The 22736-nt window shown below is 66.8% G+C and carries 20 protein-coding genes and 1 pseudogene; 6 read left to right on the top strand and 15 right to left on the bottom strand.

The window, feature by feature from the left end; translation table 11 throughout:
• Positions 1-30 precede the first annotated feature (30 nt).
• The gene (locus tag NY1_RS32515; RefSeq protein WP_067720977.1) at positions 31-468 is read right to left on the bottom strand and encodes a MarR family winged helix-turn-helix transcriptional regulator; all 438 of its coding nucleotides are present in this window, start codon (positions 466-468) and stop codon (positions 31-33) included.
• Between the two features lie 50 nt (positions 469-518).
• Between NY1_RS32515 and NY1_RS32510 the strand changes: the two genes are divergently transcribed.
• Positions 519-1586, top strand: coding sequence for a substrate-binding domain-containing protein (locus tag NY1_RS32510; RefSeq protein ID WP_067720976.1), 1068 nt, complete (start codon positions 519-521; stop codon positions 1584-1586).
• A gap of 100 nt (positions 1587-1686) precedes the next feature.
• Here the strand turns inward: NY1_RS32510 and purQ are convergent, their stop codons facing one another.
• Positions 1687-2364: a phosphoribosylformylglycinamidine synthase subunit PurQ gene (gene purQ, locus NY1_RS32505; protein WP_067720975.1), complete on the bottom strand. Its 678-nt coding sequence runs from the start codon at positions 2362-2364 to the stop codon at positions 1687-1689.
• On the bottom strand, positions 2361-2594 hold the full coding sequence (gene purS, locus NY1_RS32500) for a phosphoribosylformylglycinamidine synthase subunit PurS (protein ID WP_067720974.1): 234 nt from the start codon (positions 2592-2594) through the stop codon (positions 2361-2363). Before purS ends, purQ begins: the two co-directional genes overlap by 4 nt.
• A 173-nt stretch (positions 2595-2767) precedes the next feature.
• Between purS and NY1_RS32495 the strand changes: the two genes are divergently transcribed.
• On the top strand, positions 2768-3412 hold the full coding sequence (locus NY1_RS32495) for an MBL fold metallo-hydrolase (RefSeq protein WP_067720973.1): 645 nt from the start codon (positions 2768-2770) through the stop codon (positions 3410-3412).
• A gap of 18 nt (positions 3413-3430) precedes the next feature.
• Here the strand turns inward: NY1_RS32495 and NY1_RS32490 are convergent, their stop codons facing one another.
• The 7 genes from NY1_RS32490 to NY1_RS32460 all read right to left on the bottom strand — a co-directional run bounded on the left by NY1_RS32490 (position 3431) and on the right by NY1_RS32460 (position 12293).
• Positions 3431-4960: a hypothetical protein gene (locus NY1_RS32490; protein WP_067720972.1), complete on the bottom strand. Its 1530-nt coding sequence runs from the start codon at positions 4958-4960 to the stop codon at positions 3431-3433.
• Entirely contained in the window at positions 4960-5586 is a 627-nt protein-coding gene (locus NY1_RS32485; RefSeq protein WP_067720971.1) for an AF_1327 family membrane protein, read from the bottom strand. The genes NY1_RS32490 and NY1_RS32485 overlap by 1 nt, the downstream gene beginning before the upstream one ends.
• A gap of 129 nt (positions 5587-5715) precedes the next feature.
• Positions 5716-8025, bottom strand: a complete 2310-nt coding sequence (locus tag NY1_RS32480; protein ID WP_067720970.1) for an MMPL family transporter — start codon at positions 8023-8025, stop codon at positions 5716-5718.
• 72 nt (positions 8026-8097) lie between these two features.
• The gene (locus tag NY1_RS32475) at positions 8098-9483 is read right to left on the bottom strand and encodes a dipeptidase (RefSeq protein WP_067720969.1); all 1386 of its coding nucleotides are present in this window, start codon (positions 9481-9483) and stop codon (positions 8098-8100) included.
• 13 nt (positions 9484-9496) lie between these two features.
• The gene (locus NY1_RS32470) at positions 9497-9961 is read right to left on the bottom strand and encodes a hypothetical protein (RefSeq protein ID WP_067720968.1); all 465 of its coding nucleotides are present in this window, start codon (positions 9959-9961) and stop codon (positions 9497-9499) included.
• Positions 9961-11382 (bottom strand): glutamate/gamma-aminobutyrate antiporter GadC, encoded by a 1422-nt coding sequence (gene gadC, locus NY1_RS32465; RefSeq protein WP_067720967.1) that lies wholly within the window; start codon positions 11380-11382, stop codon positions 9961-9963. Before gadC ends, NY1_RS32470 begins: the two co-directional genes overlap by 1 nt.
• Positions 11382-12293 (bottom strand): glutaminase, encoded by a 912-nt coding sequence (locus NY1_RS32460; RefSeq protein WP_067720966.1) that lies wholly within the window; start codon positions 12291-12293, stop codon positions 11382-11384. Before NY1_RS32460 ends, gadC begins: the two co-directional genes overlap by 1 nt.
• 133 nt (positions 12294-12426) lie before the next feature.
• Here NY1_RS32460 and gad point away from each other — a divergent pair, with 133 nt between their 5' ends.
• Positions 12427-13869 (top strand): glutamate decarboxylase, encoded by a 1443-nt coding sequence (gene gad, locus NY1_RS32455; RefSeq protein ID WP_067720965.1) that lies wholly within the window; start codon positions 12427-12429, stop codon positions 13867-13869.
• Positions 13866-15392: pseudogene (locus tag NY1_RS32445) on the top strand (amino acid permease). Before gad ends, NY1_RS32445 begins: the two are co-directional and overlap by 4 nt.
• A 108-nt stretch (positions 15393-15500) precedes the next feature.
• Here the strand turns inward: NY1_RS32445 and NY1_RS32440 are convergent.
• Positions 15501-17693: a S9 family peptidase gene (locus NY1_RS32440; protein ID WP_067720962.1), complete on the bottom strand. Its 2193-nt coding sequence runs from the start codon at positions 17691-17693 to the stop codon at positions 15501-15503.
• 135 nt (positions 17694-17828) lie between these two features.
• On the opposite strand from NY1_RS32440, the gene NY1_RS32435 reads away from it, so the two are divergent.
• Complete coding sequence (locus NY1_RS32435; RefSeq protein WP_067720961.1) at positions 17829-18875, top strand: DUF2330 domain-containing protein; 1047 nt, start codon at positions 17829-17831, stop codon at positions 18873-18875.
• Here NY1_RS32435 and NY1_RS43215 read toward each other — a convergent pair.
• Positions 18872-19090 (bottom strand): hypothetical protein, encoded by a 219-nt coding sequence (locus tag NY1_RS43215; RefSeq protein ID WP_157762599.1) that lies wholly within the window; start codon positions 19088-19090, stop codon positions 18872-18874. The two genes, NY1_RS32435 and NY1_RS43215, sit on opposite strands and share 4 nt — an antisense overlap.
• Positions 19091-19207: 117 nt before the next feature.
• Between NY1_RS43215 and NY1_RS32430 the strand changes: the two genes are divergently transcribed.
• Positions 19208-19423 (top strand): DUF397 domain-containing protein, encoded by a 216-nt coding sequence (locus NY1_RS32430; protein WP_067720960.1) that lies wholly within the window; start codon positions 19208-19210, stop codon positions 19421-19423.
• A gap of 19 nt (positions 19424-19442) precedes the next feature.
• On the opposite strand, the gene NY1_RS32425 is transcribed toward NY1_RS32430, so the two are convergent.
• The 3 genes from NY1_RS32425 to purB all read right to left on the bottom strand — a co-directional run bounded on the left by NY1_RS32425 (position 19443) and on the right by purB (position 22478).
• Positions 19443-20402, bottom strand: a complete 960-nt coding sequence (locus tag NY1_RS32425; protein ID WP_067720959.1) for an alpha/beta hydrolase — start codon at positions 20400-20402, stop codon at positions 19443-19445.
• 129 nt (positions 20403-20531) lie between these two features.
• Positions 20532-20969 (bottom strand): HIT family protein, encoded by a 438-nt coding sequence (locus tag NY1_RS32420; protein ID WP_067720958.1) that lies wholly within the window; start codon positions 20967-20969, stop codon positions 20532-20534.
• 87 nt (positions 20970-21056) lie between these two features.
• Positions 21057-22478 carry an adenylosuccinate lyase gene (purB, locus tag NY1_RS32415; RefSeq protein WP_067720957.1) on the bottom strand — a complete coding sequence of 474 codons (1422 nt, stop codon included), beginning with the start codon at positions 22476-22478 and terminating at the stop codon, positions 21057-21059.
• Between the last annotated feature and the right edge of the window lie 258 nt (positions 22479-22736).

The following is a 22736-nucleotide window of genomic DNA, read 5'->3' as shown; positions in this document are numbered from 1 at the left end:
TCGCAGGACCGGTACGCGAGCCGAACGGGCTCAGCGATCGACCGGCACCTCGGCCACCAGTTCCAGCAGGCGCAGTAATTCCAGATAATCATCACTGCCCAGCCGGCGGCGCAGTTCCGCTTCCGCGCGCATTTCCTCCGCGCGCACCTCGGCCACCAACTCGGCCCCGCGCCGGCTCAATCCGATGAGAATGCGGCGGCGGTCGTCGGCCGCGGCGACCCGGAAGATGAGCCCGCGCTCGGCCAGATGGTCGGCGTGCCGGGTGGCCGAGGACGGCGCCAGCTGCGCCCGGGTGGCCAGCTCGCTCATGGTGATGCCGGTGTCGGCGGATAGGTTGGCCAGCATGCACCACTGGTCGGCGGTGAGTCGCCGAACACACAGTGCGGCCTCGAGGTGACGCAGCCAACTGCGCTCGGCCGCACGGAGCCCTCCGTGCAGCGTCGAAACGCCACCTAGAATTGTCGCCATAATTCCATTCCCGCCCGTTAATTTCAGTCGAACAAGGGGGAGGGTAGCCGATGAGCCCGTTCGGCGGGAGCCCCGAGAACACCATCGAGATCATCAACATAGTGCCGCAGCAAGGCCCCGGCGGTATCTTCGCGCCCTCGTGCGAAGCGGCGATTTCTCTGGCCATGGAAGAAATCAACAGGGACACAGGAATTCTGGGCCGCGAAATACGAGCAACACACATTGACGGCGGCCGGGAACCGCAAGAAGTGGCCCGAGAAGTAGGGGCTTTACTGGCGACCGGAATGGTGTCCGCGGTGACGGGCTGGCACACCTCGGCGGTGCGGCGGGCGGTGACGCGGGTGACGGCGGGGCGGGTGCCGTACCTGTTCGCCACCGATCACGAGGGGTTGCGGAGCGAACCGCCCGGGCTTTTCATGATCGGCGCGGATCCGGCGCACCAGATCCTGCCCGCCCTGGACTGGCTGCGGCGCGGCATGGACGCCCGCCGCTGGGCGATCATCGGCAACGACTACGTGTGGCCGCGGCGCACGGCCGCGACGGTCAAGGCGGCGCTGCTGGATCCGGAACTGATTCCGCTGGAAGTGTTCGTGCCCATGGGGACTCGCGACTTCCGCCGGTTCCTGCGCGATCCGCGGCTGGAGCAGGTGGACGGGATTATCGTGCTGCTGGTGGGGGCGGATGTGGCGCGGTTCAATGTGCAGTTCTCCCGGACCGGGCGCTCGGATCAACTGCTGCGGCTGAGCCCGGCGGTGGACGAGAACGTGCTGATGGCGGCCGGCGGCGGGGCCAATCACAATCTCTTCGTGCCGTCGAGTTTCTTCGTGAACGGGCCGGGCGGGGCGGAGCGGCTGGAGCGGTATCACCAGCTGCACGGCTGGTTCGCGCCCACGCTCACCAACTTCAGCAATACCTCCTACGAGGCGCTGCACACCTTGCGCGGCATGGCGCAATTGGCGGGATCACTCGAAGTGGATCGGCTGCACGCCGCGGTCGCTCATCGACCGGTCATCGAAACCCCGTGGGGCGAGGTCGGTTTCGACGGAGCCCAGGCCGTCCGCCAGGCGTGGATAGCCAAGGCGGGCGGCGTGGACTTCCAGATCCTCGATCGGATCTGACGCAATATCACCGCAAAAGGCAACGGCCCCGCGCCCGGAAGGGCGCGGGGCCGTGCTTATGCCAGGTGGGAGAACCCGCGCGTGGCTGAGGGTCCCAGGATCAGGCCGAGACCAGAGTGTCCAGCACCGAGAAGAACAGGCCGAGGCCGTCGTCGCTCGGGCCGGTGAGCGGCTCGGTGGCGTGCTCCGGATGCGGCATCAGGCCGACGACCCGGCGGTTGGCCGAGGTGATGCCGGCGATATCGCGCTGCGATCCGTTGGGGTTGCCGCCGGTGTAGCGGAAGACCACGCGGCCTTCGCCTTCCAGCTCGTCCAGCACCGCTTCGGACGCCTGGTAGCGGCCCTCGGCGTTCTTGACCGGGATCAGGATCTGCGCGCCCGGCTCGTAGCGCGAGGTCCAGGCGGTGTCGGTCTGCTCGACAGCCAGCCACTGATCGCGGCACACGAAGTGCAGGCCCTCGTTGCGGGTCAGCGCGCCCGGCAGCAGCCCCGCCTCGCACAGAATCTGGAAGCCGTTGCAGATACCCAGCACCGGCATGCCGCCCTGGGCCGCCTTGATGACCTCGCCCATGACGGGGGCCATGCTGGCGATCGCACCGGCGCGCAGGTAGTCACCGTAGGAGAAGCCGCCCGGCACCACGATGGCGTCGACCTTCTTCAGGTCGGCATCGGCGTGCCACAGCGAAACCGCTTCACCGCCGGCCAGCTTCACCGCGCGGGCGGCATCGACATCGTCGAGGGTGCCCGGGAAGGTGATGACACCGATGCGAGCGCTCACAGCCGGACGACCTTCCAGTCCTCGATCACCGTGTTGGCCAGCAGCGATTCCGCGATCTGCTCCAGATCGGCGTCGCTGACGTCATCGGCGACATCGAGCTCGAATCGCTTGCCCTGCCGCACATCCGAGATGCCGGGATGGCCCAGACGCCCCAGCGCGCCGACGATGGCCTGTCCCTGCGGATCCAGGATTTCGGCCTTCGGCATCACCTCGACCACGACACGTGCCACGCGTTGCTCCTCAACTGGTGGGGCGGCGCTCGGACATACGTCAGGCCGAGCGGGGGTTTCGCAGATCAGGGTAGTTGGACCGGGTCGGCGCGATGCCGCCGGGGCGGGTCGTACGTGGCCCGCGCCACACTCCGGCCTCGAACGGCGGCGCGACCGGGACTACCGTGGCAACCATGCGCATCGCCCATTTCGGACATTCCTGCATTCTCGTGGAACTCGACGGCGCCAAGATCCTGTTCGATCCCGGCAATTTCTCGCATGGTTTCGAGGGCATCACCGGATTGGACGCCATTTGCGTAACCCATCAGCATCCCGATCACATCGACCCGAATCGCATCAATGCGCTCATCGAAGCCAATCCCCAGGCCCGCCTGCTTTCCGACCCGCAAACCGCCCAGCTCCGCGAAGAGTCCTGGGAAGCCGTTCATGCCGGAAATGTTCTTAAAGTCGGAAATGTCCAGATAACCGGCGGGGGTGGCCGGCACGCCGTGATCCATCCGGAAATCCCGGTCATCGACAACACCGTATTCCAGCTCGGCACCCCCGAAGACCCCGCGCAGCTGGTGCATCCCGGCGACTCCCTGTGGGTGCCACCGACACCGGTGGGCGTGCTGGCCCTGCCCGCCGCCGCGCCGTGGATGCGGATCAGCGAGGCGGTGGATTACCTGCGCGCGGTGAATCCGCGCACCGCCCTGCCGATCCATTACGGAATCATCGAGCAGGCGGCGCAGGGCATCTATTTCGGGCGCTTGAACGATATGGCGCCGGCCGGAACCGAATTCCGGGTGATCGAACCCGAGGACCACACCGAATTCTGAGCGTGCGGCCGCCCGGGCTCAGGCCCGGGCGAGGACGAGCCCGAGCCCTTCGATCCGGAATTCCGCGCTGCTGACGGCTACTCCGGTGTCGGTGAACCGGCGCCCGCCCAGCGCCGACGCGACGAATTCCCGCACCGCCGCGGGCCGTGCGCTCAGGCTGTCCAGCACCTCCGCCGGTACCTCCACGGTCCCGTCGTAGCGGCGGGCCTGTGCGGTGATCCCGGTCGCCTGCGGGGTCTGCCGCAGGCCGTCCACCGTGTGCAGCACCAGGTCCAGCCGCGCCCCGTCGGCGAACTCCAGCCGCAATGGCACGGATTCGGTCGCGGCGTCGAAGGATTCGACGACGGCCGTCCACTCCCCCGCACCCCGGCCGGCGTACCGGACACCGGGCGCGGCCACCGATTCGTCCACGGACCGGTCGTCGGCGGTATTGCTCAGGCGCTGCCCGGCGAGCGGCTGATCGGTCGCCACGAAATTCCATGCGGCGGCCGTCAGCGTTTTCACCCAGTACCCGGTGCGCCCGTCGCGCACCCCTTCCACACGCAATTCCCGTGCGTCCGAACCGATCCCGGTCTTGTGCACCGAGATCCGGTCGGTGATCTCCCCCGGCACCTTGGGCTGGCGCACCCACGCCGGGGCGGGGAGCTGGATCGCAGCGGTGCCGGAATCGATCCGCTCGGACAGCATGTCGGCGGCTTCCGGCCGTCCCCGCTGCTCCTCGTAGGAGTACCGGAAGAAGACCTTGTCCGCCCCGGAGATGTCGAAGTCGTAGAGCCGGGTGTGCAGATCGCCGAAGCGGTCCACCACCATGGTGGTCGAGCCGCTGGTGGACAGTGCGACCGCCCGGAAGCGCCCGTTGGCGGGCAGCGCGATCTCGTAGCTGTGATCGACGGGCAGCCACGGATCGACGTAGCGCAGCCGGGTTCCGCCGTCGGTCAGCGCGAACACGTGCGACACCTTGGCCCCGCCCACCGGATGATCGTTGCCCGCGGTATCCCGCCAGACGTGATCCTCGTTGGGCGACAGCACCGACCAGGTCCAGTCCGTGGTTCCGGCGGGCAGGGTATTGCCCGGCCCGGTCCACAGCGGCGTGCCGTAACGGCTGCTCCAGTTCCAGTCCCGGGGCGCGCTCAGCGCACGATCCATGGTGAAGAACCGGCCGTCCACGTCGATGGCCATGACCTCGTCGTCATCGGCGGAGACACCGGCGATGCGGCCCGCCAGGCAGTCCGGCAGCGCCATGCGCCGCCAACCGCCTTGTGCAGCGGCTTCTTTCACATACAGCTGCCCGTCGCGCGCGGCGAAGGTCCAGCGCCGGTTGAGCGATTCGGCGGAAGTGCGGAAGTACACCTGCGCGGGCAGCGCGATATCCGCCGGCGGCAGCGCTTCGAGCCCCGCCGTAGTGTCGTCCGCGCCCGGTTCGGGCAGGCCCACGGTGCCGACCAGCACGCACGCCGGAGCCTCCGCAATCGCCTCGGATTGGACAGCGGCACAACCGAATACCAGCCCGGTCACCGCGGCCGGAATGCCCAGCACTCGAATCCGCATCACAGCCACCCCAATGCCCCGAAGACCGCGATCGCGACCGCGTCGACGCCCAGAATCGCGCCCACCGCAATGGCTTTGGCGCGCACGGTGGGCAGGTCGTAGACGAAGAAGCAGGCGGTGAAGAACGGCACGTACCCGATCAGCCAGATGAGGAACGGGAAGCCCGGCTGCCACCAGGACCAGTCCCAGGTCAGCACCCCGGCCTTGTTCAGCAGCACCTCGACCCCGACGGCCGCCGCCGAGTTCACCGCGATGAGAATCGGCCGATTCGGCAGCCCGAAGATCCGGGTCTCCTTGGGCGGCAGCATCTTCGCCGCCGCCACGCCCATGATCGCGAACATGAAGCAGATCTCGATGTTCAGCCCGATCAGCAGCTGATACGCCGTCGGCCCGGTCGCGCCCCAGACCGGTGCGCGACCGGTGGCATGGAAGACCAGCGAATTCCAGATCTCGTTGAACAGGTCCACGCCCCACAGCGCCAGCCCGGCGAAGAAGACGTTCCAGTTCCGCCGCTCGACCTCGGTCGCGTAGACGTAGATGACCACGAGCAGCAGCGGGATGACGTACCACTTGAACTGGCTGCTGTCGCGTAGCAATTCGAGCGCCTGACGGGCGTGATCGGTCATCGGCGTCCCTCTTCCCTGGTGACCGCGGACGCCGAGAGTATTTTACAAATTGATATGGAATGTCAACATGTCACAGTGCGCCGGGACACACCCGGCACGGTGCGCCGGGCGTGTCCCGGATACCGGTGACTAGGGAACGTTGGCGGGTTCGGCCGTCGAGCGCGCCTCGCGTTCCTGAAGCTCCCGCAGCTTCGCGCCCTCCACGTCGATGTCGGGCACGATACGGCTGAGCCAGTTCGGCATCCACCAGGCGGCGTTGCCCATGAGGACCAGTAGTGACGGGATGAGCACCATGCGGACCAGGAAGGCGTCGAGGAGTACGCCCGCCGCCAGCGCGAAGCCCATGGATTTGGCGCTCACGTCGGGTTCCATCAGGAACGAGCCGAAGACGAAGATCATGATCACGGCCGCGGAGGTGACCACCCGCGCGCCGTGGTGGTAGCCCTTGACCATGGCCTGGGTGGGCGGCTCGCCCTTCACGTACTCCTCGCGTATGCGGGTCACCAGGAACACCTGGTAGTCCATGGCGAGGCCGAAGACCAAGCCGATCAACATGATCGGCATGAAGCTGATGATCGGCCGGGGTTCGTCGATGAGGCCGAACTTGCCCTCCTGGAAGATCAGCACGGTCGCGCCGAAGGTGGCCGCCATGGACAGCAGGAAGCCGAGCGCGGCGGTGAGCGGCACCAGGATGGAGCGGAAGACGGCGATCAGCAGCAGGAAGGCCGCACCGGCGACGATGGCCAGATAGGGCACGATCTTGCCGAGCAGCACGTGGTCGATATCGGCGTAAATGGCCGTGGTGCCGGTGATTCCGTAGCGCATGCCGTAGTCCGACCGGAAGCTGCCCTCAGCGTCGCGGGTATCGCGCACCAGATCCTTGGTCTGCTGATCGTTCGGCCCGGTCTTGGGCACGCCTTCGAACCGCGCACCCGCCTTGTCCTCGCTCCAGATCGGTTCGGTCACATAGTTCATGCCCGAATACCCGGCGAGTTTGTCGCGCAATGCCGTCACGGCCTGTTCCCGCTTGTCCGGCGGCGTATCCGACAGGTCCACGGCGATCTGCAGGACGCCGTTGCTGCCGACGCCGAACCCTTCGGTGCGCAGATCGTAGGCCTTGCGGATGGTGGAGGTCTTGGGCATCGAATCCTCGCCCGGCAGACCGAGATTCATCTTGGCGGCGGGTGCGGCCAGCAGGCCCAGCACGATGACGCTCAGCGCCAGGGTGACCCACGGGACCTTCGCGATCACCCGCGCCACCCGCATGCCATTGGTGACCTGCGAATCGTCCTCGGGATCGTGCTGCGCGATGAACGGGATCCGCGGCTTGAACAGGAACCGCCCGAACGCGCCGAGCAAAGCGGGCATCAGCGTGATGGCGGTGAGCACCGCGAAGGCCGCCGCGACCGCGCCGCCCAGACCCATGAAGGTCAGGAACCGCACCCCGACGATGGCCAGCCCGACCAGCGCGATGATCACGGTGAGCCCAGCGAACACCACCGCCGAACCGGCGGTGCCCAGCGCCACGCCCGCCGCCTCTTCCGGCGAATCCTGCACCGCCAGTTCGTGTTTGTAGCGCGAGACGATGAACAGCGCGTAGTCGATGGACAGCGCGATGCCGATCATGGACGCCAGGAAAGTGGTGAAGCTCGGCACCTCGATGACCGAAGTGCCCAGGAAGATCAGCGAAGTCGCCGCGCCCAGCCCCACGATGGCGGTGATGATCGGCACGAACGCCGCCACGATCGCACCGAACGAGATGATCATGACCAGGAACGCGAAGCCCATGCCGATCATCTCGGACTTGCCGCTGGGCTGCTCCTGCTCCATCGCGATGGTGCCGGAGAGTTCCACCGTCAGCCCGTCGGCGCGGGCGCCGTCGGCCACGTCATAAGCCGCCTTGCGGTCATCGGCGGTGATATCCGCGAAGTTCTCGATAGCGAACGGAACACTCAGAATCGCAACGGAATCCGGGTTGTTCGAGTTCAGCACGTTCAACGGCGCATTACTGCACTTGGAGATGAACGCACTGTCGCCGCGGTCCCCCGTCAGGCACCCCATCTCCTCGGCCGCGGTGATCGGATCGATGAGCGGCTTGCTGTGATCGACGATCCCCAGCCCGTCCAGCTGCTTGATCAGCCCCGCGATGTCCTGCCGATTGCGCTCGTCGGTGAGCTTGGTCCCCGCCGGCGCGCCGATCACGTACACGCCGGTGACCGCGTCGAACTGATACGCCGCCGACATGCCCGGGAAGTGCTCGTCCAGGATCTCGGTGGCCCGCTCCGACGGCAGGTTCGGAATGTCGAAGGCATTGCTCATGGGTTCCTTCAACGCGGTCCCGAGCCCGCCCAGCACCAGCCACAGCGCCAGCCAGACCGGCAGCACGATCCACTTGCGCCGATACGCGAACTTGCCCCACCGATACAGATAGACGGACACGAGCTTCTCCTCGCGATCGACTGATTCGTGCTTCCGGTCTGACGAACTGCTTTCTGCCGTACTGCTTTTCGACTACTTGGCGTAGGAAGCCAGGAATAACGCCACCGACAGCGCCATATGCTCGATCTCGGACGGATCCACGCTCTCATTGGGCGCGTGGATCAGGCATTTCGGTTCTTCCACACCCATCAACATGATCTCGGACCGCGGGTAGGTGTCGGCGAAGACATTGCAGAGCGGAATGGACCCGCCCTGCCCTTCGGTGGTGGACGGGCGACCGTACGCGGCCTCCATCGCCTCCGACATGGCCTGCCGCGCCGGGCCGGAGGTGCTGCCGACGAACGGCGAGCCGGTGGCCTCGGTCTCCACCGTCACCTTGGCATGCCACGGGGTGTTCGCCTCCAGGTGCGCGGTCAGCGCTTTCAACGCCTGATCCGGTTTGATGCCCGGCGGAATGCGCAGATTGAGCCGCGCCCGCGTCTTGGGCTGGATGGCCGCCGCCGACCCGACCACGGGCGGCACGTCCATGCCCAGCACCGTGACAGCCGGTCGCGCCCAGAGCATATCGGCGACCTTGCCGCTGCCGAGCAGATCGACGCCGTCGAGAACGCCCGCGTCCGAACGGAATTGCTCCACCGGATAGTCGTGCCCCTCCCACACCTGACTGTTGGGCAGCCCGGAGACGGTGGTGTTGCCGTGGGCGTCGCGCAGCGTGGACAGCAGCTGGATCATGGCCGCCAGCGCGTCCGGCGCCGGTCCGCCGAACATGCCGGAATGCATTGACCCGGCCAAGGTTTCGACGGTGACGACCACGTTCACATTGCCGCGCAGGGTCTGGGTGAAGGTGGGCACCCCGACCTCGAAATTGCCGCAGTCGCAGATGAGCAGGGTGTCGGCGCGCAGCAGCTCCACATTGCCGGGCACGAACTCCTCCAGCCCGCCGGTGCCCTGCTCCTCGGAACCCTCCGAGACCAGGGTCAAGCCGACCGGGAAGGCGTCGCCGAGCACCTTGCGCAGGGCGCGCAGCGCGGTCAGGTGCATGACGATATTGCCCTTGCAGTCGGCCGCCCCGCGCCCGTACCAGCGCCCGTCGCGCTCGGTCAGCGTCCACACCGGCGTCTTCCAGGCGGCATCGTCCAGGGGCGGCTGCACGTCGTAGTGGCAGTACAGCATGACCGTCGGCGCACCGGCCGGCGCCTTGCTGCGCGCCACCACCGCCTTACTGCCGTCCGGGGTTTCGTGCAGTCCGGCATCGGTCAGGCCCTCGGCGGCGAAGGCGTCGGCCACCCACTGCGCCGCCTTCTGACATTCCTCGGCGGGGAACTGGCGCGGGTCCGCGACGGATTTGAACGACACCAGTTGCGCGAGATCGCTTTTCGCACGCGGCATGAGCTCCTTCACCGCGGCTCGCAACGCCGCCGTGCGCGCATCCTCTTTGGTTGCGGTGGTACTGGTCATTGCGTCCTCCTCGTCACTTCGCGTCATCGGGTTTGACCGTATCGCCCGTACGCAGCGTGCCGGTCGCCTTCAGATAGTCCGCGAGCTTGTCGGGGCAATAGGTTTCGATGGCCAGCGCGGTCGCGGTGAACACCTCGTTGTCGGCGATGACCGGCCGGTTCCCGGGCCCGGACGCGCCATTGCTGATGGCCGCCCGATAGCGCGCCTTGATCAGCGGCGAGGTCGGGTCCTGGCAGACGAGCCCGCCGTCCTCCCCCATGGTGTCGGCGATGACCTGCGGGTCCGGCGCGCTGAAACCGGCGTCCGCCAAACGGGTTTGGAGCACTTCGGCCCGGCGCAGCGCCACATCGGTGTCGTGATCGCGGTGGAAGGCGATGGCCCCGCCGACGGCCAGCGCCACCAGCACCAGCGCCACCGACAGGTAGATGAGCTTGCGATAGCGATCTCCCGCACCCGCCACCTCGGGCAGTTCGGCCATCACAGCGCCTCCTCCGGAGTGACCGACTTCCAGCCGGGCCTGCGGAATCGCAGGAACAGGTACGGAATCAGCAGGCCCACGATGCCCATGCCGAGCCCGATGAGCAGCACATAGCTGAACGCATTGCCGCTGCCGTACTGCGACGGCGGCACGAAGCCGATCAGGAACGCCGCCACCGAGGACGCGGTGCCGAGCCCGCACAGGGCCACCAGCGCGGGCGCGCGATACCCGCGCGGATGGCCGGGATCGTTGCGGCGCAAGCGAATCGCCGCGATGAACATGAGCACGTACATGATCAGATACACCTGGGTGGTGATCACCGAGAGAATCCAGTACGCGCTCGATACATCCGGGATGAACGCGTACAGCAGCGCCAGCAGCGTGGTCACGACGCCCTGCGCGACCATCATGTTCTGCTGTACGCCGTGCTTGTTGACCCGGGTCAGGATCGGCGGCAGATAGCCCTCGTTGCGGCCGATGATGAGCAGCCCCTTGGACGGCCCGGTCAGCCAGGTCAGCATGCCGCCCAGCGCCGCCGCCACCAGCATGACGCCCAGCACCGGGGTCAGGAAGCCGATGTGGAAGTGCTGGAAGAACCCGTCGAAGGCCTGCATGACGCCGGCGGTGAGGCTCAGGTTCTTGGACGGCACCACCCAGCTGATCACCACCGCGGGCACGATGAAGATGGTCAGCACCAGCACCACCGCCAGCAGCATGGCCTTCGGGTATTCCTTGCCCGGGTTCTTCAGCGAGGACACGTGCACCGCGTTCATCTCCATGCCCGCGTAGGACAGGAAGTTGTTGACGATCAGCACCAGGCTGGCCAGCCCGGTCCAGGCGGGCAGCAGGTGTGCGGCGTCCATCGGCGCGGCCGAGGTATTGCCCTGCGCCAGGAACACGAAGCCCAGCGCCACCAGCAGCGCGCCGGGAATCAGCGTGCCGATGATCAACCCCATACTCGACAGTCCCGCAACGGTTTTGGTGCCCTGTGCGGACACGAACACCGCCACCCAGTAGATGGTGATGATGACGATGGCCACGTACACGCCGTTGGACGCCAGCTTCGGATTGATGATGTAGGCGAAAGTGCTTGCCACATAGGCCAGCAGGCTCGGGTAGTAGAAGATCGTCATGGCGAACTGGCACCAGACCGCCAGGAAGCCCATGGGTTTGGAGATGCCGTCGCTGACCCATTTGTAAATGCCGCCGTTCCAGCCCGACGCCAGCTCGGCCGCTACGAAGGCGGTGGGCAGCAGGAACAGCAGCGCCGGAATCAGATACAGGAACACGCAGGCCAGCCCGTACACCGCCATGGTCGGCGCGGCCCGCAGGCTGGCCACCGAACTGGTGGTCATGAGCGCCAGGGTGATCCAGGAGATGTACTTGGTGGCGGTGGCGGTCTTGCTCGCGGTGGCGGTCATCAGAACACCGCCGATTTGCTCACCCGGGCGAAGGTCTCCAGCGCCACCGCGCCCGCGACCGAATTGCCCTTGGCGTCCAGGCCCGGACCCCAGGCGGCGATCGAATACTTGTCCGGCACCACGGCGAGCAGTCCGCCGCCCACCCCGCTCTTGACCGGCAGGCCGACCCGGTAGGCGAATTCGCCTGCGCCGTCGTAGGTTCCGCACATGGTCATCAGCGCGGTGATGTGCCGGGCGTCCTCGCGGCTCAGCAACCGGCTGCCGTCGGCGCGCAGCCCGTGCCGGGCGATGAGCCGCCCGGCCTTGGCCAGTTCGGCGCAGGTGATGCTGAACGAGCACTGCCGGAAGTAGTGGTCCAGCGCGAGCTCGACGGAATTGCGCATGTTCCCGAAACTCGCCATCAGATAGGCGATGGCGCGATTGCGGTCGCCGGAGCGCAATTCGGATTCGGCGATCACGCTGTCCACCTCCAGCGCCGGATTGCCGGACTCGGCGCGGAGCAGGTCGCGCAAGGCGGCCACGGCATCGCCGGTATCGGATAGCAACTGATCCGCAACCACAATTGCGCCGGGGTTGATGTACGGATTGCGCGGTATCCCGTTCTCCAGCTGAATTTCGATCAGGTCATTGAAGGCCAGTCCCGAGGGTTCGCGGCGCACCCGCTTCCACACCTCGGAATCCTTGCGACTGAGCACCAGCGCCAGCGCGAACGCCTTGGAAATGCTCTCGATCGCAAAGGGAACATCCACGTCACCGCCGGTATAGCAGTCCCCGTCGGCGGTCGCGATGGCAAATCCGAACTGCTTGGGGTTCACCTTCGCCAAGCCCGGAATGTAATCGGCGACCGCACCCTCCCCGATGTGTGGCGCCGTAGCGGACATCACCTGCTCTATGACACGCTGATAGTCCATGGTGCTGAATAGTAACCGTTCAGCAACTATCTTCTGATTACGAAACGGTAGCTTGCTCAACCAGTTTCGATGGGCAGAACACTGGTGCTCGCTGCCTGGCATAACCCACGCCGCACTTCGCATCGGAGGCCATATGACCGGCGGACTCGACCCGGACGATCTCTACGCAATGCCGGGCATCAAACGGCCCGCGCCCCACCAGGGTTTTCCCGAACGCGAGATATTCCCCGACGTCGCCTATCAGATCGTGCACGACGAGCTCATGCTCGACGGCGTCTCGCGCATGAACCTGGCGACCTTCTGCACCACCTGGGTCGACGATCAGGCCCGCCGGCTCATGAACGAATCGCTCGACAAGAACATCGTCGACAAGGACGAGTACCCGCAGACCGCCGAACTCGAGAAGCGCGCCGTGCGCATGATCGCCGACCTGTGGCATTCCCCCGACCCGGCCGCCACCCTCGGCACCTCCACCACCGGTTCCAGCGAGGCCGCCATGCTCGGCGGACTGGCCGCGAAATGGCGCTGGCGCAAGCGCGGCGGCACCGGGACGCCGAATTTCGTGTGCGGGCCGGTGCAGGTGTGCTGGGAGAAGTTCGCCCGCTACTTCGATGTGGAGATCCGCCAGATTCCGCTGCGCGGCGACCGGCTGACCATGCATCCGGACGATATCGCGGACTACTGCGACGAGAACACCATCATGGTGGTGCCCACCTTCGGGCAGACCTTCACCGGCGTCTACGAGGATGTGGCCGGCATCCACCAGGCGCTCGACGATCTGGAGGAGAAGACCGGGCTGAACATCCCGATCCACGTGGACGCGGCCAGCGGCGGTTTCCTCGCGCCGTTCTGCGCCCCGGACCTGGTGTGGGATTTCCGTTTGCCGCGGGTGAAGTCCATCAATGCCTCCGGCCACAAGACCGGCCTGGCCCCGCTGGGCGCGGGCTGGGCGATCTGGCGCACCGCGCAGGATCTGCCCAAGGAGCTCATCTTCAACGTCGACTACCTGGGCGGCTCCATGGCCACCTTCAACCTCAACTTCTCCCGGCCGGGCGGCCAGGTCATCACCCAGTACTACGACTTCATCCGGCTCGGGCGCACCGGCTACGGCCGGGTCCAGAACGCCATCTACGCCGCCGCCCAGCATCTGGCGGCGGGACTGGCGGGCCTGGGCCTGTTCGAGCTGATCCACGACGGCGATCCCAAGCGCGGCATCACCGCGGTGTCGTGGAAGTTGAAGGGGGAGCAGGTTTTCAACCTGTACGACTTCTCGGATCGGCTGCGCGCCCGGGGCTGGCTGATCGCCGCCTATCCGCTGCCCGCGGATCGCGACGACGAGACCATCATGCGCACCGTGCTGCGGCACGGCTTCACCCTCGATATGGCGGACATGCTGCTGGCCGATATGGTGCGCTGCCTCAAACAGCTCAAGGCGCATCCGCTCACCACCTCGCTGACCAGCGCGGAAGCGGGCGGGTTCACGCACAATGCGAAGGCCGCGGTACCGCTGTCCGGTGACGGCGACGCGGATACCAACGGCAAGGCGAAATCCGGTGCGGGCAAGGCGAAGTCGTGACCGCCACGACGACCTCGAGACACGCGGCCACCAAGTACCTGACCGTATCCGCGCTCGGATTCACCACGGCCGCATCGATTGTCACCAGTCTGCGCGGGCTGCCCATGATGGCCAAGGAAGAGATGACGATGTTCTTCTACATCGGCTTCTCGACCGTCCTGTTCCTGATTCCCGCCGGTCTGGTCGCCGCCGAGCTGGGCAGTATGTACGCCGACAAGGCCGGTGGGCTGTACGCCTGGATCAGCGGCGCGTTCGGTAAACCGGTGGGCTTCTGGATCATCTTCCTGTCCTGGATCCAGGTGATCGTGTTCTATCCGACCGGCATGAGCTTCGCCGCCGCCGGCGTGGCGTTCGCCTTCGATCGGCCCGATATCGCCCAGAACCATGTCTAAGTGGGCGTTTTCGCGATCGTCGCGTTCTGGCTGTGCACCGCCGTGGCCTTCGTCAGCAATCAGTTCGCGCTGAAGGTGACCCGCGCCGGGTTCCTGCTCGGCACCGCGCTGCCGGGCATCATCCTGGTGGCCGTGTTCATCTGGTGGATCTCCACCGGCCATTCCATCGGCTGGGAGCACACCACCGACGCCTCGGTCACCGTCGACCACGACGGGCACGATTCGCCCCGGTTCTTCCCGTATATCGCCGGGCTGTCCGGACTTTCGTTCCTGGCGGGCATCCTGCTCAACTTCGCGGGCGTGGAATCGCAGGGCGTGCACTCCACCGAATTGAAGAACCCGGCCAAGGGGTACCCGGCCGCCATCATGATCGCGGCGGCGGTGGCGTTCGGCATCTTCACCCTCGGCGCGCTGGCGGTGGCGGGCATCGTGGCCTACGACAAGATCGACCTGAATACCGGTGTGTTCGACGCCTTCTCGATCGCCTTCACCGAAATGATCCACTCCACCTGGCCGGTGCGCATCCTGTCCGCGCTCATCGCCTACGGCGCGCTCGCGGGCGTGCTGGCCTGGATCATGGGTCCCAGCCGCGGCGTGCTGGCCACCGCTCACGACGGGATGCTGCCGCCGGTGCTGCAGAAGGTGAACGACCGGGGCGTGCAGGTCAATATCCTGATCATCCAGGGCGTCATCGTGACCGGGCTGTCCTCGATCTACCTGTTCATGGACGATGTCAGCTCGGCGTTCTTCCTGATCTCGGCCATGGCGGTGAGCCTGTACCTGATCATCTACATGTTCATGTACGCGGCCGCCATCCGGTTGCGCTACACCCAGCCGGACCTGCCGCGCGCCTTCAAGATTCCGGGCGGGACGGTGGGCATGTGGCTCTTCGCCGGGATCGGGTTCCTGGCGGTGGCTTTCGCCTTCGTGCTGGCGTTCGTGCCGCCGTCGCAGCTGCCCATCGGCAGTCCGGCCACCTATATCGCCCTGGTGGCGGGCGGCGCGATCGTGTTCAGCGCGGTGCCGTTGATCATCGAGAGGATGAAGAAGCCGTCGTGGGTGCCGCCGGACGAGGTGAAGGCGAAAGCCCTGGGGCCCAGCGCCGATCGGTCGCATCTGACCAACGCCTGACCCTGGCAACGGCGTATGTGTTTGCCGATCGACGCCCCACCCGCTCCATATGAACAGCCCCGCCGATCATTCGATCGGCGGGGCTGTTTTCTCTTGTGCGAGAACCGCTTACACGTCGGCGAGCCCGACGGTGTCCAGCAGCCAGGCGAACTCGAAGCCGACTTCCTTCCACTTCTCGTAGCGGCCGCTCACGCCGCCGTGCCCGGCGCTCATCTCGGTCTTCAGCAGCAGCTGGGAGTCACCGGTCTTGGTGGCGCGCAGCTTCGCCACCCACTTGGCCGGTTCCACGTACAGCACGCGGGTGTCGTTCAGCGAAGTAATGGCCAGAATGGCCGGGTAGTCCTTGGCCTCGACGTTCTCGTACGGCGAGTACGAGCGCATGTACTCGTAGACTTCCTTGTCCTCCAGCGGATTCCCCCACTCCTCCCATTCGGTGACGGTGAGCGGCAGGGACGGATCCAGGATGGAGGTCAGCGGATCCACGAACGGCACATTGGCGATGATGCCCGCGAACAGCTCCGGCGCCAGATTGGCCACCGCGCCCACCAGCAGCCCGCCCGCGCTGCCGCCGTCGGCGACCATGCGATCGGCGGCGGTGACGCCGGTATCCACCAGATGCCTTGCGCAGGAGACGAAGTCGGTGAAGGTGTTCTTCTTTACCAGCATCTTGCCCTCGTCGTACCAGAGCCGGCCCATTTCGCCGCCGCCGCGCACATGGGCGACCGCGAAGATCATGCCGCGATCCAGCAGCGACAGCCGCGGCACCGAGAAGTACGGGTCGATGCTGGTCTCGTAGGAGCCGTAACCGTAGAGCAGCAACGGTTTCGGATCGCCGGGCGCGTAGCGCGGGCCCGCGGTGGCGGCCCGGCCGCCGTCCTTGCGCCGCACGACGGAGATCGGGATCCGGGTGCCGTCCGCGGCGGTCGCCCAATCCCGGTGCTGCACATAGTCGTTCGGGTCATACCCGCCCAGCACCACGGTTTCCTTGCGCAGCAGCAGTTCCCCGGTGGCGGGCACGTAGTCGAAGATCTGCAGCGGGGTCAGGAACGAGGTGAGTCCCATGCGCAGGGTCGGCTGCACCCATTCCGGATTCGACATCAGCCCGGCGTCGAACAGCTCCAGATCGAATTCGATCTCGCGCAGCTCGCCGTAGCCGGTGTCGGTGAGCGGCCACACCGCCACCCGGGGCAGGGCGTCGCGCCGGTAGCTGAGCACCAGCTTGTCGGAGAAGGCGTCGATATCGAGGATGCGGGTGTCGGTGCGGTGCCCGATCAGCAGCGTCTGGTTCGACGGATCGGCGAGCGGGGCCTCGGCCAGCACGAAATTGACCGCCTTCACCCCGTCCACCACATCGTTGTGCAGGATGAGCAGCTTGTCCTCGCCCGCGATCACCGCGTGCTCGACGCCGTATTCGACGCCCTCGCGGCGCGGCAGCACCACCCGGAATTCGCCGGTCGGATCATCGGATTCGAGAATCCAGATCTCGCTGGTGAGCTTGCCCGAGGTCTCGATGATCAGGAACTTCTCGGAGCGGGTCGCCGTCGCGCCGACATTGAAGCGCTCGTCGGCCTCGTGGAAGATCTTCACGTCCTCGGACGCGGGCGTGCCCATGCGGTGCCGCCACACGGTGTCGGAGCGCCAGGCGTCGTTGAAGGTCTGATAGAAGACGTAGTCCCCGTCCAGCGACCAGGTCGCGCCGGGCGCGACGCCCGGGATCTCGTCGGGCAGCAGTTCGCCGGTCTCCAGGTTCTTGAACCGCAGCAGGTACCGCTCGTCGCCGACCGTGTCCACGGAGTACGCCAGCACATCGCCGGAATGCGTGAGTGAGAACGCGCCGACCCCGATGAAGTCGTGGCCTTCGGCCAGCACGTTCAGGTCCAGCAGCACCTGCTCGCCCGGCACCTCGGCATCGGCGTCCAGCTCCGGCGGGGTCCAGTCGTCAGGATTCGCGATCGGCGCGCGGCACGACACCCCGTACTGCTTGCCCTCGAAGCTGCGCGAGTAATACCAGTACTCGCCCATCCGGGTCGGCACCGTCAGGTCGGTCTCCTGGGTGCGCGCCTTGATCTCGTCGAAGATCTTCTCCCGCAGCCCCTTCAAATGCCCCGTCTGCACCTCGGTATAGGCATTCTCCGCCTCCAGATACGCGATGACCTCGGGATCCTCCTTCGCCCGCAGCCATTCGTACTCGTCGACGAACACATCGCCGTGGTGCACGCGTTCGGCCGCCACCCGCTTGGCAATGGGTGGCGCCGCCGTCGCGCCGGTCTGTGAGGTCGCGCTACCACTGTCGAGAGCCATGCGTCCACGTTAGTGGGGTACCCCCGCACCACCACTCAACGCCCTCACCGGACACGACCGGCTCGTCCATCCGAGATGGCGAGGGGAACCCGGATGACGAGCGGAATCGCCCTTGGCGCGCCTAGTCTGGCGGCCATGCTGTTGCGCAAGACGGCCCGGGTGATCACGGCGGCGGCGTTGCTGGTCGGGGCGGGGGGAATGGGTTTGGCTGCGCCGGCTTCGGCTTGCGCGTGCGGCGGGATCGCCGCACCGGCGGACGGTGCCGCTTCCGTGGCCGGGGAGACGGCGGCGCTGAGTTGGGACGGGCAGCGCGAGACCATTCTGATGCGGCTGTCGTTGCAGAGTCAGGGCACCGAGGCGGCGTTGCTGGTGCCGACGCCGACGCCCGCCACGGTGAGCGCGGGCAAGGCGGCCACCTTCACCGCGCTGCGGGCCGCTACCGCACCGGAGGTGATCACCGATCGGCGGTGGTTCGGGGATTCCGATGCGGACGGGGCGGTGGCGGGCGGCGCGCCGGGTGCGGCGGCGCCGACCGTGCTGGGGCAGGTGCAACTCGGTCCGTTGGAGGCCACCACGCTCAGCGGCGGCGATATCACCGGCGTGCAGACGTGGTTGCGGGACAACGGCTATGTCATGAAGCCGGAAGTGGTCGCGACCATGAGCCCGTATCTGGCGGCGGGCTGGTCGTTCGTGGCCATACGGCTCACCGGTTCCGAACCGCTGTCAGGGGCGCTGGATCCGGTGCGGCTCAGCTTCGCCGCCGATCGCCTCGTCTACCCGATGCGGATGTCGAGCGCCGCGACCACGCCGCAGACGGTCCGGCTGTACGTACTGGGCGAGCATCGCGTGCAGCGCGCCGACGCCGATGCCGCGCGGCAGAGCGTATCGGTCCAATTCGCCGGACGGCTCGGGCACGTCACCGATCCCGACCTCGCGCAATTGGCCTCGGGCGGGCGCGACTACCTGACCGAGCTGTACACCTACGTGTCCCGCCCCGCCGACATCACCTCGGATTTCACCTTCGCCGACACCGCCGATACCGACTACCGCGCTACCACCCATCGCACCGAGTACATCGAATTCCTGGGCGTGCCCGCCGGTTTCGTGATCATCGGCGCGGCACTGGCAACGCTCTTCGCGGTGGTACTGGCGGTGGCGTCGGTCCTGCGCCGAACCGGCTAGCGCGCCCGCCGCGCGCGGCCGACGGCGGCCACGTGCTGCTGACGATGCTCGTAGAGATAGAAGACCGCCGCCTTGCGCCGAGCACACTGATCGGTCGGACAACTTCGGTGAATCCGCAGGATGCTGTGAGCAAGCTCCGGCGTGAACCGCTCCGGGACCATCTCACAGCTGTCGGAGATGGGGGCGGCTCGCTGTGGGGACCATGGCGTGCGCACCGTACCTCCTTCCGCTGACACAGAATGGAATATCCGATCCGGACCCCGCACAAACCCTGGCATCATGATTGCGATCCACATCACCGTCCAGTACTGGCAAGCGCACAGGAGTCCGGAGTGGAAGCGAAGAACCGCGAAATCGAAGCCGATGTCGTCTGGCGACGCGGCGACGACAGTGCCGAGGGCGTCGAAATCGCCTTCCTGGCCAGCGGAAATATCGGATTGCGGGATTCCCGCAATCCGGAGGGGCCGGTCTTGATCTTCACCCCCGGCGAATGGCAGGCCTTCGTCGCCGGGGCCAAGGACGGCGAATTCAACCGCCCGGGAAGCTGATTCGGAATGCGATCGGGGCCTAGGCTCCGATCGCACCGCCGATGGTGGGCCAGGAGTTGTGCAGCGCGTCCTGCCAGTACGACCAGGAATGCGTGCCCACCGGGTTGTACTCGACCCGCACCGGAATGCCGGCCGAACGCAGCCGGGCCTCGAACGCGACCACGCAACCGTCCACCCCGGCCTCGATGGGCCCGCCCAGGAAAATATTCTCCGCCAGCTGTGGTTTCAGCTCCAGTTCGTGCTGGCCGGGAATGCCGGTGCCGGTGGAGAGGTAGAGGGTCTTGCCGCGCAGGGCGTCGGTCATGAGCGCCGGATTGTGCTGCGCCCAGGCCGGATTCCCCGGGTCGCCCCACATGTTCAGCGGATTGCCACCGCGATTGGCGACGGAGAAGAAGATGGCGGCCTGCGCCACCGAGGTGTCCGGGCAGGCGCTGTAGCCCGCCACCGCGCGATACAGGTCCGGATGCCGCGCGGCGAGGGTGTAGGCCGCGCCGCCGCCCATGCTGAGCCCGCCGATGGCGTTCACTCCGTTACCCGCGAAGTAGGAGTCGATGATGGGCGGAAGTTCTTCTGTCAGAAAGGTTTCCCACTTGTAGCGGCCGAAGCGCGGGTCGTCGCTGATCCAGTCGGTGTAGTAGCTGACCTGGCCGCCGACCGGGAGCACCACATTGACGTTCCGGCTGCGGAAGAAACTTTCCGCGTCGGTGGCATTGGTCCAGGTGCTCTGGGTGGTACCGGGGTCCAGACCGTCCAGCAGGTAATAGCTGGGGCGGGCGCCGCCGCCGGCCGGATGCAGCACCTGGACCTGGATGGTGCGGCCCATTGCCGAGGAATCGATGAAGAGGGCGGAACGGGTGGCGCTGAGCTCGTCCACGCGTAAGACCTGGGCCGCATGCGCGGTTGCCGGGGTTACCGCGGCCGGACCCAGCAAACCTGCGGCGATCGCCAAAATCGCTGCGGCCACGACACTTCTACGCATGTCCCCACCTCCATCAGCCCACCACAATGGCAATCAAACGTAACTCGAGTGCGGGTGATCGCGCGGGGGATTCCGGTTTTGGCGTGTCGCTGGCAAACCAGGTGGTACGCATATGCTAATGCGGTTCGGCTATGAGTCTCCCGCCGCGCGGGCGAGCGCGCCCTTGATCGATCCGGCGAGGTAATCGAGGTCCTCGCGACGGGGACTGGTCGGTCGGCCACGAAGCCCGAAGCCGTCGCCGGGGGTGCGGGGAATCACGTGCAGATGCACGTGGAAAACTTCCTGTCCCGCCGTCACGCCGTCGGCCAGGAAGAAGTTCACGCCGTCGCAGCGCACCTCGGATTCGCGCAGCGCCGCCGCCAGCCGCTGCCCGACCTGGAACAGTTTGCCGCCCACGGCCGGATCCAGCTCCGACAGGCTGCGCGCCGGCACCTTCGGAATCACCAGCAGGTGACCGGGCGTGAAGGGCCGGATGTCCATGAAGGCAACGACGTCCGCGTCCTCGTAGACCTTGCTGGACGGGGCGCGACCGGCGACGATGTCGGCGAAGATGGTGTACGGGTTCATGAGCGGAAGCCTAAATGGGCCCCCGCGAACACAATTCGCCCCGGCTCGGCAGCGAGCCGGGGCGAAAATGCTACGGCGACGGATCCGTCAGAGGATCGGCGACGGGGTGTAGCGCGCGGCCTCCGGGTTGGCGTCCACCAGCTTCTGCACCTGGGCGATGACATCCCCGGCCTGCGCCTCGGCCGCGCCGATGAACGCGGAACGGTCGGCCAGCGCGATATCGAGGGCTTCGCGATCCAGCGGCATCCGGTCGTCGGCGGCCAGGCGATCCAGCAGATCGGGTTCGCGGCCCTGCTCGCGCATGGCCAGCGCCACCGCGACGGCGTGCTCCTTGATGACCTCGTGCGCGGTCTCGCGGCCCACGCCCGCGCGCACGGCCGCCATCAGGATGCGGGTGGTGGCCAGGAACGGCAGGTAGCGGTTGAGTTCGCGGTCGATGACGGCCGGGTACGCGCCGAATTCGGCGAGCACGGTCAGGAAGGTCTCCATCATGCCGTCGATGGCGAAGAAGGCGTCCGGCAGCGCGACCCGGCGCACCACCGAGCAGAACACGTCACCCTCGTTCCACTGCGCGCCCGCCAGTTCGGCCGCCATGGAGGCGTAGCCGCGCAGCACCACCTGCAGGCCGTTGACGCGCTCGCAGGAGCGGGTGTTCATCTTGTGCGGCATGGCCGAGGAGCCGACCTGGCCCGGCTGGAAGCCCTCGGTCACCAGTTCGTGGCCGGCCATCAGGCGAATGGTGTGGGCGAAGGACGACGGCCCGGCGCCGACCTGCACCAGCGCCGACAGCACATCGTGGTCCAGCGACCGCGGGTAGATCTGCCCGACGCTGGTGAACACATTGGCAAAACCCAAGTGCCGCGCCACTTTCTGCTCCAGCTGCGCCAGCTTGGCCGCATCGCCGCCGAGCAGATCCAGCATGTCCTGTGCGGTGCCCATCGGCCCCTTGATCCCGCGCAGCGGATACCGGTCGATCAGCTCCCGCAGCCGGGTGAGCGCGATCAGCAGCTCATCGGCCGCAGAGGCGAACCGCTTGCCGAGCGTGGTGGCCTGGGCCGCGACATTGTGCGAACGCCCCGCCATGACCAGCGTCTGATATTCGGCGGCCCGCTCGGCCAGCCGCGCCGCGATGGCCACACCGTGCTTGTACACGTGCTCCAGCGACAGCCGGATCTGCAGTTGCTCGACATTCTCGGTGAGATCGCGAGAAGTCATGCCCTTGTGCACATGCTCGTGCCCGGCCAGCGCATTGAACTCCTCGATCCGCGCCTTCACGTCATGCCGGGTGACCCGCTCCCGCTCCGCGATCGACTTCAGATCCACCTGATCGATGACCCGCTCGTAATCCTCGACGACCCCCGCCGGCACATCGATCCCGAGCTCGGCCTGCGCCCGCAACACCTCCAGCCACAGCCGCCGCTCGAGCACGATCTTGTTCTCCGGCGACCACAGGTGGACAAGCTCGGGACTGGCATAGCGAGTGGCGAGGACGTTAGGCACAAAGGTCACGTTTCGCCAGTTTACCGGGGTGATGCTGACCGCCCGCAGGCGCGGTTGAACTAGCCCGCGACACACCCGTCGAGCGTTCCAGCGGCGCGCCCATCCTCCCCTCCGGGCTTCAGCGGCGAGCCCCGGCATCATTCCGTGATGGGGTTTCAGGGGCGGACCCCTGATTCACTCCACTCCGGTTGTTTCAGGGGCGATGCCCTGATTCACTTCCCGCCGTCGGGGTTTCAGGGGCTTGCCCCTGAGAGTCACGAGAGTTGT

This window comes from Nocardia yamanashiensis NBRC 100130 (assembly GCF_001613325.1).
Classification (GTDB): domain Bacteria; phylum Actinomycetota; class Actinomycetes; order Mycobacteriales; family Mycobacteriaceae; genus Nocardia; species Nocardia yamanashiensis.
The sequence above is the reverse complement of the archived record's forward strand: the minus strand, read 5'-3'. Positions and strand labels throughout refer to the sequence as shown.

Excerpts from the sequence above, each read along its gene's own strand:
- NY1_RS32515 (WP_067720977.1), bottom strand. The coding sequence starts at position 468 with ATGGCGACAATTCTAGGTGGCGTTTCGACGCTGCACGGAGGGCTCCGT.
- NY1_RS32510 (WP_067720976.1), top strand. The coding sequence starts at position 519 with ATGAGCCCGTTCGGCGGGAGCCCCGAGAACACCATCGAGATCATCAAC.
- NY1_RS32495 (WP_067720973.1), top strand. The coding sequence starts at position 2,768 with ATGCGCATCGCCCATTTCGGACATTCCTGCATTCTCGTGGAACTCGAC.
- NY1_RS32490 (WP_067720972.1), bottom strand. The coding sequence starts at position 4,960 with ATGCGGATTCGAGTGCTGGGCATTCCGGCCGCGGTGACCGGGCTGGTA.
- NY1_RS32485 (WP_067720971.1), bottom strand. The coding sequence starts at position 5,586 with ATGACCGATCACGCCCGTCAGGCGCTCGAATTGCTACGCGACAGCAGC.
- NY1_RS32475 (WP_067720969.1), bottom strand. The coding sequence starts at position 9,483 with ATGACCAGTACCACCGCAACCAAAGAGGATGCGCGCACGGCGGCGTTG.
- NY1_RS32470 (WP_067720968.1), bottom strand. The coding sequence starts at position 9,961 with ATGGCCGAACTGCCCGAGGTGGCGGGTGCGGGAGATCGCTATCGCAAG.
- gadC (WP_067720967.1), bottom strand. The coding sequence starts at position 11,382 with ATGACCGCCACCGCGAGCAAGACCGCCACCGCCACCAAGTACATCTCC.
- NY1_RS32460 (WP_067720966.1), bottom strand. The coding sequence starts at position 12,293 with ATGGACTATCAGCGTGTCATAGAGCAGGTGATGTCCGCTACGGCGCCA.
- gad (WP_067720965.1), top strand. The coding sequence starts at position 12,427 with ATGACCGGCGGACTCGACCCGGACGATCTCTACGCAATGCCGGGCATC.
- NY1_RS32440 (WP_067720962.1), bottom strand. The coding sequence starts at position 17,693 with ATGGCTCTCGACAGTGGTAGCGCGACCTCACAGACCGGCGCGACGGCG.
- NY1_RS32435 (WP_067720961.1), top strand. The coding sequence starts at position 17,829 with ATGCTGTTGCGCAAGACGGCCCGGGTGATCACGGCGGCGGCGTTGCTG.
- NY1_RS32425 (WP_067720959.1), bottom strand. The coding sequence starts at position 20,402 with ATGCGTAGAAGTGTCGTGGCCGCAGCGATTTTGGCGATCGCCGCAGGT.
- NY1_RS32420 (WP_067720958.1), bottom strand. The coding sequence starts at position 20,969 with ATGAACCCGTACACCATCTTCGCCGACATCGTCGCCGGTCGCGCCCCG.